12 protein-coding genes are annotated in these 12,771 nt (G+C 36.6%); all 12 read right to left on the reverse strand.

The features are described from left to right. Positions 1-97 precede the first annotated feature (97 nt). Positions 98-2,056 carry an ATP-dependent zinc metalloprotease FtsH gene (gene ftsH, locus Q4A91_RS03855; protein WP_303207513.1) on the reverse strand — a complete coding sequence of 653 codons (1,959 nt, stop codon included), beginning with the start codon at positions 2,054-2,056 and terminating at the stop codon, positions 98-100. Between the two features lie 15 nt (positions 2,057-2,071). Next, positions 2,072-2,614: a hypoxanthine phosphoribosyltransferase gene (gene hpt / locus Q4A91_RS03860; RefSeq protein ID WP_000889402.1), complete on the reverse strand. Its 543-nt coding sequence runs from the start codon at positions 2,612-2,614 to the stop codon at positions 2,072-2,074. Positions 2,615-2,618: 4 nt separating this feature from the next. Then, positions 2,619-3,896, reverse strand: a complete 1,278-nt coding sequence (gene tilS, locus Q4A91_RS03865; RefSeq protein ID WP_303207515.1) for a tRNA lysidine(34) synthetase TilS — start codon at positions 3,894-3,896, stop codon at positions 2,619-2,621. Continuing rightward, on the reverse strand, positions 3,893-5,161 hold the full coding sequence (locus Q4A91_RS03870; protein WP_303207517.1) for a serine hydrolase: 1,269 nt from the start codon (positions 5,159-5,161) through the stop codon (positions 3,893-3,895). Before Q4A91_RS03870 ends, tilS begins: the two co-directional genes overlap by 4 nt. After that, positions 5,154-5,276 carry an SP_0009 family protein gene (locus Q4A91_RS03875; RefSeq protein WP_000429344.1) on the reverse strand — a complete coding sequence of 41 codons (123 nt, stop codon included), beginning with the start codon at positions 5,274-5,276 and terminating at the stop codon, positions 5,154-5,156. Before Q4A91_RS03875 ends, Q4A91_RS03870 begins: the two co-directional genes overlap by 8 nt. A 4-nt stretch (positions 5,277-5,280) precedes the next feature. Further along, a complete protein-coding gene (locus Q4A91_RS03880; RefSeq protein ID WP_000041922.1) occupies positions 5,281-5,649 on the reverse strand; it encodes a septum formation initiator family protein in 369 nt (122 codons plus the stop codon). Further along, on the reverse strand, positions 5,642-5,908 hold the full coding sequence (locus tag Q4A91_RS03885) for an RNA-binding S4 domain-containing protein (RefSeq protein ID WP_001234975.1): 267 nt from the start codon (positions 5,906-5,908) through the stop codon (positions 5,642-5,644). Before Q4A91_RS03885 ends, Q4A91_RS03880 begins: the two co-directional genes overlap by 8 nt. A gap of 57 nt (positions 5,909-5,965) precedes the next feature. Further along, a complete protein-coding gene (gene mfd, locus Q4A91_RS03890) occupies positions 5,966-9,469 on the reverse strand; it encodes a transcription-repair coupling factor (protein WP_303207521.1) in 3,504 nt (1,167 codons plus the stop codon). After that, positions 9,470-10,039: an aminoacyl-tRNA hydrolase gene (pth, locus tag Q4A91_RS03895; protein WP_303207524.1), complete on the reverse strand. Its 570-nt coding sequence runs from the start codon at positions 10,037-10,039 to the stop codon at positions 9,470-9,472. Positions 10,040-10,112: 73 nt separating this feature from the next. After that, positions 10,113-11,228, reverse strand: coding sequence for a redox-regulated ATPase YchF (ychF, locus tag Q4A91_RS03900; RefSeq protein ID WP_303207526.1), 1,116 nt, complete (start codon positions 11,226-11,228; stop codon positions 10,113-10,115). A gap of 84 nt (positions 11,229-11,312) precedes the next feature. Continuing rightward, positions 11,313-11,507, reverse strand: coding sequence for a DUF951 domain-containing protein (locus tag Q4A91_RS03905; protein WP_000285178.1), 195 nt, complete (start codon positions 11,505-11,507; stop codon positions 11,313-11,315). Positions 11,508-11,571: 64 nt separating this feature from the next. Then, the gene (gene dnaN, locus Q4A91_RS03910; protein ID WP_303207528.1) at positions 11,572-12,708 is read right to left on the reverse strand and encodes a DNA polymerase III subunit beta; all 1,137 of its coding nucleotides are present in this window, start codon (positions 12,706-12,708) and stop codon (positions 11,572-11,574) included. Between the last annotated feature and the right edge of the window lie 63 nt (positions 12,709-12,771).

Consider the following 12,771-nt stretch of genomic DNA (forward strand, 5'->3'; position numbering starts at 1 on the left):
TATCATCTAAGCCTGTACGAGGAGGATCGACTATCAAGGCATCCGCTCGGTAGCCATCACATTAGAACATAAAAAGAGAGGTTGAACCTCTCTAAATTTATTTTTCTTCACTCATTTTTGATTTTACTTCATCATAAGATAGTGCATGGGATTCCTCTTCTATGGTCTCAGGCATTTTTCCTGTCTCGTAAAGAGATTTAATTTGAGTACTATCCAATGTTTCGTATTTCAACAATGCTTCTGCAATCAGTTTGTGGGTTTCACGATTTGATTGGATAATTTCAGCAGCTTTGTTTCGTGCCTCATTTAATAATGAACGAACTTCCTCATCAATCTCATAGGCTGTTTGCTCTGAAATTGATTTTTGAGGACTTTGTGCACCAAACATAGCATGATTACCTTCGTATTGAACTGGGCCAAGTTTTTCACTCATACCGTACTCTGTAACCATTGCACGCGCCATCTGTGTAGCTTGTTCAAAGTCATTTGAAGCTCCTGTCGTTTGGACATTAAAGATAATCTCTTCAGCTACACGACCACCCATCAAACCTGCTAATTGTTCTTTCATATCTTCTTTAGAAAGAAGCATTTGATCCTCTTTCGGAAGCGCAATCATGTAACCACCTGCACGTCCACGTGGTACAATGGTAACTTTATGAACAACACGGGCATTTGACAAGACTAAACCAACAATGGTATGTCCAGCCTCGTGGTAGGCAACCAATTCACGTTCTCTTTGTGATACTGTTTTATCTTTCTTAGATGGTCCAGCAATCACTCTGTCCTCTGCCTCATCAATATCTGAAGCATCAATGATTGATTTGTTGCGACGAGCAGCAACTAAGGCTGCTTCGTTTAGAACATTTTCTAAGTCAGCTCCCACAAAACCTGGGGTTTGTTGGGCAACTAGTTTCAAATCAACATCGTCTGCCAGAGGTTTATTTTTAGCGTGAACTTTCAAGATTGCTTCACGACCTTTAACATCAGGGCGACCAACTAAGACTTTTCTATCAAAACGTCCTGGACGGAGAAGAGCTGGATCTAGAACATCTGAACGGTTCGTCGCAGCGATAACAATAATTCCTTCATTTCCCTCAAAACCATCCATCTCAATCAAGAGTTGGTTCAAGGTTTGTTCACGTTCATCATTACCTCCACCAAGACCGACACCACGTTGGCGACCAACGGCATCAATTTCATCGATAAAGATGATGGCTGGCGCTGCTTTTTTTGCATCCTCAAAAAGTGAACGAACTCGGCTAGCCCCAACTCCGACAAACATTTCTACAAAGTCCGATCCTGAGATGCTAAAGAATGGAACTCCTGCTTCTCCAGCAACCGCCTTAGCAAGTAAGGTCTTACCTGTTCCCGGAGGTCCCTCTAAAAGAACACCCGCAGGAATACGCGCACCAAGTTTGGTAAATCGTTTTGGATCTTTTAGGAATTCAACAACTTCAACTAATTCTTGTTTTTCTTCCTCGGCACCTGCAACATCTGAAAATCGTACCTTGATATCTTCTTTGTTAGCAGCTTTGGCCTTGCTACGTCCAAAACTCATTGGATTTCGGCCACTATTTCCTCCCATATTTCCCATCATAGAGAATAAGAAGAAGAAAAGAATAGCAAATGGCACAACAGAGACAAGGATATTGATCCACATACCGCTTGAACTCTCATGTTTGACTGTTACTTCTGCCTGATGTTCAGAAGCAAGTTTTTGCAATTCTGAAACTGTTGAATCAGACGGAAGAATAGTACTTGAGAATCTTTCTACTGTTGTAGCTGTAGGAGTGAAAAATTGAATTCCCGTTTCTTCTTTACTAGTCTTAGGATTTTTATAAACACCAGACACTTCAATGATGCTACCATTTGGCTGATAGGTTAATTCTTTTACATTGTCTGCAGTAATTTCTTTTACCAGTTCTGTATAGTTAATTTTTTCGCTTCGTCCAGCAGTATTTCCAGAGTAAAAATACTGGAATCCTGTCACTAGGAAGAAGATAATTAACAAGTATAGAAATGGATTTCTAACTAAACCATTATTTTGTTTTTTCATTAAAGATAAATCTTTCTAATTTGAATAAACTTCTTCTTTCAATACTCCGACATAAGGAAGGTTACGATAATTTTCTTTATAGTCCAAACCATAACCTACTACAAACTCATTTGGAATAGTAAAACAAGTATAATCCGCTTCAATTTCAACAACACGTCCCTCTGGTTTGTCCAACAAAGTCGCGATTTTAACAGAAGCTGCTTCTCTTGCAATAAACATATCTCTCAAATTCTTCAAAGTTTGACCTGTATCGATGATATCCTCTACAAATAAAACATGTCTTCCTTTGATATCTTGAGTCACGTCTTGCTTGATATTGATGACACCACTACTTGCTGTTCCACCATGGTAACTAGATACCATCATGAAGTCCATCTCGATATGCGTATCAATATGTTTGACCAATTCAGCCATAAAAGGAATCGATCCTTTCAAAATTCCAATAAGAATTGGATTTTTCCCCTCATATTCTTTTGTTAGTTGCGCACCTAGCTTTTTAGCTGCTTCTGTAATTTCATCATGTGAAACGAGGATTTTTTTAATATCGTGTTCTAACATCTTTTTACCTATCTATTTTTTCTATATAAATCACAGTGTTCATTATATCATTTTTCGTGTTTTTACTCAAATCACTGGTCGCAATTCCTAAAATTGAGACAATTTCTCCAAATTGCTCAATAATAGGGGTTGTTTTTCGTTTTTCAATAGGGATTTTCAAATCTATAAATAAGCGTCTCAGTTTCTTTCGATGACCATTTAGGGTAATAACGTCGCCAGGTTTTCGACATCTAATATGTACAGATGTTTCCCGTGAAACCGTTACTTTTTGAACAAAATCCCCTTCAATAGGGATGCCAAAGGAAAATAAATAGCCCTTATATCGAACTTGATTTTGATAGTGTAACACAAGTTCATCTTCCTTTTCATCGGCCTGAGGACTGATTTTACAAACTCGAAAATTCTGATACTCTTTTATCAATTCGTAGCCATTTTTAAGAGAATGACGATACTGGCTTTTCGTTGTTAAAATCTGTCGAACTTCATCAAACTGAGCCTTCGTCAGATTTAAGTCTGGAAATTGATTAAGATAGTTTTGGAGCAAGATTCCTTGAGTTTGTTGAGAGTATGAAAATAGCTCATTCAAATCTTCCACATCAATTTTTTTCGAAAGTTCCGTTATTGTTGACTGGTAATCTGAAATTTCCCTTCCTAAATCTAAAAGGGCGGATTTAAGACGAGGATTTTCTTTTTCAAGTTCTGGTAAATACCTATTCCGAATACGATTGCGAAAATAGGTATTTTCCTGATTTGTTTGATCTTCGAAATGAAAAATTGGTGGAAAATCCTTTTTATGAAAAGGCAACAAGGGACGGATGATTTCAATATCATCAACTACTTGACTTTCTTTTATCCCTGTTAAATGGCGTAACCGACTTCCTCGAATCAAGCGCATCAAAATCGTTTCAACCTGATCATCTGCATGGTGGGCAGTAACCAAGGCAGTCGCTCCAACCTCTTTCATAATTTTCCTAAAAAAATCATAACGAAACTCTCGAGCACGCGCTTCTGAAAAGTCTCCTGAAAAGCTTGTGATATAAATAGGAAGTTCAGCTGCATCAGCTAACTTCCTTAGTTCATTTTCCTCCCAATCAGATTCCCTTCTCTGCTTGTGATTGACATGTGCTAAAATCAACTCAATTTCTAACTCAATTTGATAAGTAGACAATAGCTGGAATAAAAACATTGAATCCAGTCCACCAGACAGAGCTAATAAGACTTTCGAATGTTTTTTGAAATACTCTTTTCGGAGAAAATGATTTAAAAAATCCTGGTCCCTCATTTTAGAACCTCATAGACATCCTTAGCTATCTTAGCAATAGTATCATAATCAGAATTTTTGGTGAAAATGGAAAGAACAAAAGGAGAATCCGTATAAACAATGGCAGTGTCATGTTTAAACTCATCGGCATCTCCAATTTTATGAGCTACCTTAACCGAAACACCTTTTGCGATTCGTTGGTTGTCAAAATCAGTCTTACCTAGAGACTCTAAGACAAAACCATTCTGATTATAAATAGCTTCCATGACTTTTCCAGCCATTTTTGAAGAAGTTAGTTTATCATTCACATCCCAATCTTCGCCCATAATGGTGGACATTTTTTCTTTGAAAGCCCCGTCAGATTGATTGGTCACGTAATAACCTAAAATATTATGAGCAACATTATCAGACTCTTTTGTTACCTTGGTAATTAACTGTTGAAGACTGTATTCTTTGTTATCTTCTTTTTTAGGTAAGCTACCACTACCTTCTGGTTTATAGGACCCAGGGAAACTATTTACTTCTGAGATATACTTGAAGCTACTTTCTAGCGTATATTTCCCTTGATTTATCTTATCTTGAGCGTAATAAAGGTAGGCTAGTTTCAAGATGCTAGCTGCATAAAGTTTGCTGTCTTCATTCACCCCAGCCTCTTTACCTGTACTCAGTTGTTTAACATAAATAGAATAATTTTCATTCTGATAGTTGTTTGATAAAACTTCTTGAACCTTCTGGATGCGATTGTCTTCTTCTGAGGTGAACTCTTTTGATACCCACCCAACTTGATTGATATGAAGAAATTCTTGTCCCTCAGCAAAAAGAGCTCTATCCACCGTTACGCGTTGATAGGGAGAGAGGGTTGAAGAAATTTCTTTCGCATCATAGGGACTGTTATAGATAACAAACCCCTGCTCCAACCATACTTGTCTATTTTGAGTTTGAACTTGACTTTGATCATAGACCAACCGCTTATCTGCAAGGATAAACTGGTGATTATCTAATTTAAAAACAGGAACACCTTGTCTATTCAAACGCCATTCTACTATTTTAAAGGTGGTTCCAGGAGTCAATTTACCAGACTCCTTGACAAGATCCTCATTAGCATAGACAGCTGTTTCTCCATATACCATTGGGGATTCCAGAGTTTCTTTATAGTAGAATCCATAATCAGACTCGGTTAGATAATAAATTTCTTGTGAAGAGTAAGGAAGCTGTTTTTCTGTGCTAACTACTCTTGAGGTTATGATAAAAGCAGGTAGCAATAAAACTACTAAGAACTTACGCATTCTTCTCTTCCCTTTCTTCTTGTAATCGTAATAAATGGTTTTTAGTTGCCAATTCCTCTAATTTTTCATCTGATAAACTTAGAAATTGCTCAACAACTTCCAATAAATTTTCCATGACATTACCTCGGAAGCAAATCAGGAATTGTGTAAATTGCTTCTCGTTTCTTTGAGTAATAGTACTTGGCGCGTGCATACTTTGCTACATAGTCTTCATCTTTCAACTTTGCAGCAAAGGCGGATTCCTTATCCTTTTCATCACTAAGAGTTTGGTACTGCTCTTTCAACTCTGTTAATTGCTGACGTCGTTGCAGTAACTGATCATAGCTTTGGGCCAAGTTATAAGTTGGTAAAATAAACAACAAGATCATCAAAATAAGGACCCAACCCATAAAACGATTTCGTTTTTGTCTCTCCTTCATCAGGTAACGACGACGTTGATGTTCATTTTGAATAAAAGAATTATTCATCTGTACAATATTTTTAGACATTTTCTTCTACCCGTGTTTCACTGAGAATTTCATACATGCCTGCTGCATCTTCTTTTTTTGTACTATCTTTCATTTCTAGTACTTTAACAAGCAACAACTTATTTCCAAAGCGAATTTCAACTTGGTCATCAACTTTCAAATCCGTTGAACTTTTGGCCAAAATTCCATTTACCTTGATTCTACCTTTATCTGCTACTTCTTTTGCGACTGTGCGACGCTTAATAATTCGTGATACTTTTAAATACTTGTCTAATCTCATTTTTATTACCTCAAATTATTATTGTACCATTTTTATCCTTTTTATAGAAGAAAAATGTTAAATGGGATTTGCTTCCTTTGATTCTTTTATCTCTAATAAACTTTCTCCAAAAATCAGCAAACCTTCTAAAATTTCATAATCCTTCTTGTTTCGGACATCAAATACAACTTCCATTAATCCCTTATTCTCAGCTATGGCTGCTTTTAAGTTCGTTGTGGATAAGGCTTTAAAATAATCTTGAGCCAAGAATAGTCGTTGAGTGACTTTTTCAAATTGAACTGTAATCTTATTTTCTTTTCTTTCCACACGTTCTACAAAGACCTTGTCCAAATATGACTTAACCAAACCAATCTCTAAAAGGTATGCTACTACGTCTGGGTATTCTCCAAAGCGGTCCATCAACTCTTCTTGTAGTTCTTCATAGTTGACACGATTGTCAATTTGACGAATTTTCTTGTAAATTTCAATCTTATGTCGTTGGTCAGAAATATAAGTATCAGGAAGATAAGCATCAATTTGTAAAATCAACTCAGCATTTCCTTTGATTCTTTTATTCCCATTACCGTTCCGTTTAGCAATAGCTTCCTCTAATAACTGTGAATACAATTCAAAACCAACAGAATCAATGAAACCAGACTGCGATTTTCCTAGGAGATTTCCTGCTCCACGAATCGAAAGATCTCGCATCGCAATCTTAAATCCTGAGCCTAATTCTGTAAATCCCTTAATCGCTTCTAATCTCTTCTCAGAGACTTCACTAATTGATTTTTCTGGACGATACATAAGATAGGCATAAGCAATACGATTACTACGACCGACTCTTCCTCTTAATTGATACAAGGTTGACAAACCCATATGGTCTGCATTTTCAATAAATAAGGTATTGGCATTTGGAATATCTACCCCTGTCTCAATAATAGTAGTCGTCACCAAAATATCATACTGACCTTCAATGAAATCAAGTAGAGTATTTTCCAACTGAATTTCACTCATTTGTCCATGAACATACCCAATCGAAGCCTCTGGAATCAACTCCTGTAATTCCGAAACCTTCTGGTCAATCGTGTCAACCTTATTGTAAAGATAGTAAATTTGACCTCCACGCTCCATTTCACGCAAGACAGCATCACGAATGACACTATCATTCTTCTCTAATACATAGGTTTGAACAGGATAGCGATTGGTTGGAGGAGTTTCAATAACAGACAAATCTCGGATTCCCAGCATAGACATGTGGAGAGTACGAGGGATTGGCGTTGCTGTCAAGGTTAGAACATCTACTTGTTTTTTCAGTTCTTTCAAAGTTTCCTTATGCTTAACACCGAATCGTTGTTCCTCATCAATAATCATCAATCCCAAATCTGAAAACACAACATCTTTTGACAAAACACGATGCGTTCCAATCAAAATATCGACTTGACCATTCTTTAGTTTTTCAAGTGTTTCTGCCTGCTCTTTTTTACTTCTAAAGCGACTCAACACATCAATATTAACAGCAAAATTTTGGAATCGTTCCTTAAAATTCGTATAGTGCTGTTGCGCTAAAACCGTCGTTGGAACTAGAACGACCACCTGTTTGTGATCATTGACTGCCTTAAAAGCAGCACGCATTGCTACTTCAGTCTTCCCAAAACCAACATCTCCAACCAAAAGTCGATCCATGGGGTGAGAATCCTGCATATCTCTCTTGATTTCCTCAATACTGCGAAGTTGATCATCCGTTTCAACGTAAGGGAAAGCATCATCAAAAGCATGTTGCTCATCATCATCAGTTGAGAAAGCAAACCCCTTCAACTGACTACGCTCAGAATACAGTTTGATTAAATCGTCAGCTATATCCTCTACCTGGTTCTTAACTTTTTGCTTGGCCTTTTTGAAATGACCGTCATTTAATTTATTGAGTTTAGGAGGTTTCCCATCACTTGAAACATATTTGGACAGTAACTGAACCTGCTCTACTGGGATGGAGATTTGGTCACCATTTTGATACTGTACACTGACATAATCACGGTGAATCCCTTTGATTTCAATTGTTTCAATCCCTAGATATTGACCAATTCCATGAATATGGTGAACAACGTAGTCCCCTTGTTCAAGTTCATTATAATCTTTTAATCGCTCTGCGTTTGAAGCATGTTGTCTTCGAAAACGACGTTTTAATTTCTTTTGAAAAATCTCATGTTCAGTAATCAAGAGAATTTTTTCATCTACAAAATGAAAACCATGTCTTAGATTACCCTCAATCAAGTTTACAGATTCTTTACAGATACTTGACTTATCTCTGGAATCCAATTTGATCTGATATTCCTCTAAAACATCCTCCAACGTCTTACTTCCCATTGAATTGCTAGACTGCAAAATAATAGTGTAGTCCATTTTTTTGTATCGCTCAATTTCTTCTTTTAAAAATGAAAATTGATTGAAAAACTCTTGCATGGGGTATTGATTAAATTGATAAATGTGATCAAACTTAAGATTTCCTAAGCCCTTTTGCAGATTGGAGAAAAAGGTAACTGGACTTTGTTTTTTATAGGTTTGCTCTGTATCTGCAAAATACTGCATCCCAGAAAATGATTTACCATTCTGTAAATCTTCTGTAAAGTATTGTGCTAATTCTCTTTCAAAGGCTTCATACTGATTCATCAATTTTTGATAGTCATCAAAGAATACTGGTGTATCTTTTTCAATATAATCAAATACAGTCCATGTTTTATCATAACATAAGGACAAAAACTTTCGACTATCTGAATGTACTTGTTTTTGATGAAAACTTGACAAAATCTCTTCCAAATATGATTTTAAAATTGGTGATAGAGTCTTTGAAATTTGCTTTTCTAAAGCTGACTGTCCTCGTTGATAATCTTTTTCTCTCAAAAGTATGTCGCTAGCTGGAAAGATAGTGAGGTTTGTCTGATTTTCTTTCGATAATTGTGTTTCGACTTCAAAAGTACGAATACCATCTACTTCATCGCCAAAAAACTCGATTCGGAAAGGTTCTAACTGAGACATCTCAAAAATATCTAAAATATCTCCTCGAATACTAAACTCACCTTGTGTCTGTACTTGAGTAACTTTTCGATATCCAATTTCCTTTAACCGGTGAAGTAGCTCGTGTTGGTCATATTCTTCGCCAACTGCAATTTTTATAGTACTTTCTTTAAATCTAGTCGGAGAGGGTAAAATTAACCGACTCGCTGCGATATTACAAACTAAAATCCCTTTCTTAGACGGATCACTCAAAAAACGCAAGGCCTCAACCCGCGAAATGATTTTTTCTTGCGAAGACATCAAAAACTCTACCATAGGAGAGTCATCAACCAAAAATGGATAGACAAATTCCTCTCCTAAGAGAGAAAGAAGATCACTGATAATTCGTTCTGCTTCTCCATAAGTTGAAGTCAGTAACACAATCTTATTTTCTTTTTCTAGACTGCTTGCAATTGCAAGAGCCTTGGTAGAAGTTGATAAACCAAGTATTAGTTGTCTTTTCTTATCTATCAGATTTTGATGCCATTTTTTTATCTGGTCATTTTCTGAGAATAAATCTAATAAAGTCACCATTTAGCCGTTATACCTCTGCATTGTTTTCTCAAAGTTTTTCTCTTGTAAATAGTAGTTTACAGCATCGTCAACCTTGTCAATCGACTGTAAAATACCCACATAGTCATCCTGTTCAAACTTACTTAAAACATGATTAACAACCGACATGCCTTTTTTAGGTCTTCCAATACCTATTTTAACACGGTTAAATACTTGAGTTCCAATATGTTGAATAATAGACTTGATACCATTATGACCACCTGCTGATCCCTTTGCTCTTAAACGAATTTTCCCGACTTCCATGTCAAGGTCGTCGTAAATAACGAGTAAATCTTCAATATCCAAATCATAGTAAGTCAATAAAGCATGAACCGCTTTTCCACTTTCATTCATAAATGTTTTTGGTTTGACCAGATAAATTTTTTCTCCATTGAGGAAAAAAGATGCTAGGTCAGCTTGAAATATCTTGTCATGTGTAAAGGTAACATTTTGTTTTTTGGCCAATTGGTCAATCAACATAAATCCAACGTTGTGCTTGGTTTCAAAATATTTATCCCCTGGATTTCCCAATCCTACAAGTAATTTGGTCATTTATTTTTCCTTTCAAAAGCCAAAAGGGTTGGAATTTTTTTCCAACCTAATTGACACTATTTATTAAATATTATTAAACGTTAAAGCGGAATTCCATGATATCGCCATCTTGAACGATATATTCTTTTCCTTCTTCACGCAAACGCCCAGCTTCTTTTACAGCCTTTTCAGATCCATATTTCACTAGATCCTCATATGACATTGTTACTGCACGAATAAACCCTTTTTCAAAGTCTGAGTGGATAATACCAGCTGCTTGAGGAGCTTTCATCCCTCGCTTAAAGGTCCAAGCACGGACTTCTTTTTCACCAGCTGTGAAGTAAGTTCCAAGTCCAAGCAAGTGATAAGCTGCACGAGTCAACTTGTCAACGCCTGATTCAGTCAAACCAAGTGCTTCAAGAAACTCTTGCTTATCCTCATCGTCTAACTCAGAAATTTCTTCCTCAGCACGCGCGGAAATAACTACTACCTCTGCATTTTCTGTCGCTGCAAATTCTCGAATTTGCTTCACATATTCAATAGAATCTGGATCTAAAACTACATCCTCATCCACATTAGCAACATAAAGAACTGGTTTAGTGGTCAAAAGGAAGAGACCTTTGACAACTTTTTGTTCTTCATCTGTAAATTCGATGGTGCGAGCTGATTTTCCATCCTCAAGGACTGGTTTAATCTTTTGAAGAACATTAAATTCTGCTACTGATTCTTTATCTTTTTGCGTACGTGCCATCTTTTCTACACGCGCATAGCGTTTATTAACTGATTCTAAGTCAGCAAGAATCAATTCTAGGTTAATGGTATCAATATCTGCAAGTGGATCCACAAAGGCGTCTTCACGTCCTTGCTCGCGCATCACATTTTCATCATCAAAAGCACGAACTACGTGAACAATCGCATCTACTTCACGGATATTAGCCAAGAATTTATTTCCTAGACCTTCTCCTTTTGATGCTCCTTTTACAATCCCTGCAATATCTGTAAATTCAAAGGTTGTTGGGACTGTCTTTTTAGGTGTGATCATTTCAGTTAGTTTTTGTAGGCGTTCATCTGGAACTTCTACCATTCCAACATTTGGATCAATAGTCGCAAATGGGTAGTTTGCTGCCTCTGCTCCTGCTTTTGTAATTGCATTAAAAAGGGTTGATTTACCAACGTTTGGCAAACCAACGATACCTGCTGTTAAAGCCATAGTTTCTCATTCTCCGTTCTCATTTCAATCCCTAACATTATAACACAAAAAGGGAAAACTTGCTAACCCTCTAACTAAGGGTTCTTAGTCAATAATCTTATTCATTTTTCGTTCAAAATCATAGCGACTCATCATGACAAGGTGGTCACAATTGCTACACTTTATTTTGATATCTGCCCCTACACGGGTGATTTCCCAACGATTAGCTTTTTTTCCTGTTGACTTAATTATACAAGCATGTGGTTTTTTCATCTCAACAAAATTTCCAACTTGATACATACTACTCTCCTTTTCTTTTTTGATTATATCATAAAAGAGGTGAGCTAGGCTCAACCTCTTTCTCTTAGTTTGTACGAACTGGTGTGATAAGCTGCATGAAATCTTCGTCAGTATCTGCTGGCACAAGAGTAAATGGACGAACTGATGAGATAAAGCTAATAGTAACCTTTTCGCTATTTAAAGCCTTGAGGGAATCAATCAAGTAAGTTGGGTTAAAACTAATAGTTAAATCATCCCCGGTCACCTGCTCCGTATCGATTTCTTCGTTTACTTTACCAACCTCTGGAGAATGAACATGGGCGCTAACAACTCCACCTTTAATTTCAAGCTTCACAGTACCATTTTGAGTCGCACTTGATAAGAGACGTGCACGCTCCATAGATTGACGTAAATTAACCACATCAAAAGTAATTGTAGTGTTAAAGTCTGTTGGAATCAAGCGATCTGTATCAGGATAGTTTCCTTCTAGGAGACGAGTGTAGAAGCTAATATTTTCGCTTCTAAAGAGGATTTGATTATTTGCAAAGAAAATCTCCACAGTTTCAATATCATCCGTAAATACAGCTGAAAATTCGCGTAGAGAGCGGCTAGGAATCACCACATCGAAATCATCTCCATTTTTTTCAAGAGTCAATTTCTTCTGGCTAAGGCGATGAGAGTCTGTCGCAACTGTTTTTAGTTCCTTGTGTTGGCTCAATACGAAGTGGACGCCAGTCAAAATTGGACGACTTTCTTGCGTACTTGCAGCAAATGCTGTTTCATTGATAATTTTCTTGAGTAGTTTGGTTTCAAGAACCAAAGGTGTGCTAGCTGAAATTTCTTGGATTCGTGGGTACTGTTCGCTATCTTTTCCTTTTAGAGTAATTTCTGATTTGCCACTTGTTAAGACAATTTGTTTTTGTTCAATCTCTTTAAAATCAAGCGTTACATCTGGAAGACTAGATACAACATTGATAAAGAAAGAAGCTTCTAGAAGAATCGAACCCAAAGAAGTGATCAAGAGACCAGCATCCTCATTCTTTTGAGAAATGAAATTTTCAATAGAAATTTGACCGTTTGAGCCAATCAAAGTAATTCCTCCATTGGTAACGTCAATTTTGATTGTTGATAAAATTGGAATAGCATTTTTAGAGCTTATTGCTCGTTTTGTGGTATTTAAGGCTTGTAGAAATAAATTTTTATTGATTGAAAAATGAATCATGGATTCTCCTTTATTTATTTTTAGTATTAAAAAGTTAATAGTAATAATAGAGTGTGTGAATTC

The organism is Streptococcus sp. (assembly GCF_030528045.1).
In the GTDB taxonomy this organism is placed as follows: domain Bacteria; phylum Bacillota; class Bacilli; order Lactobacillales; family Streptococcaceae; genus Streptococcus.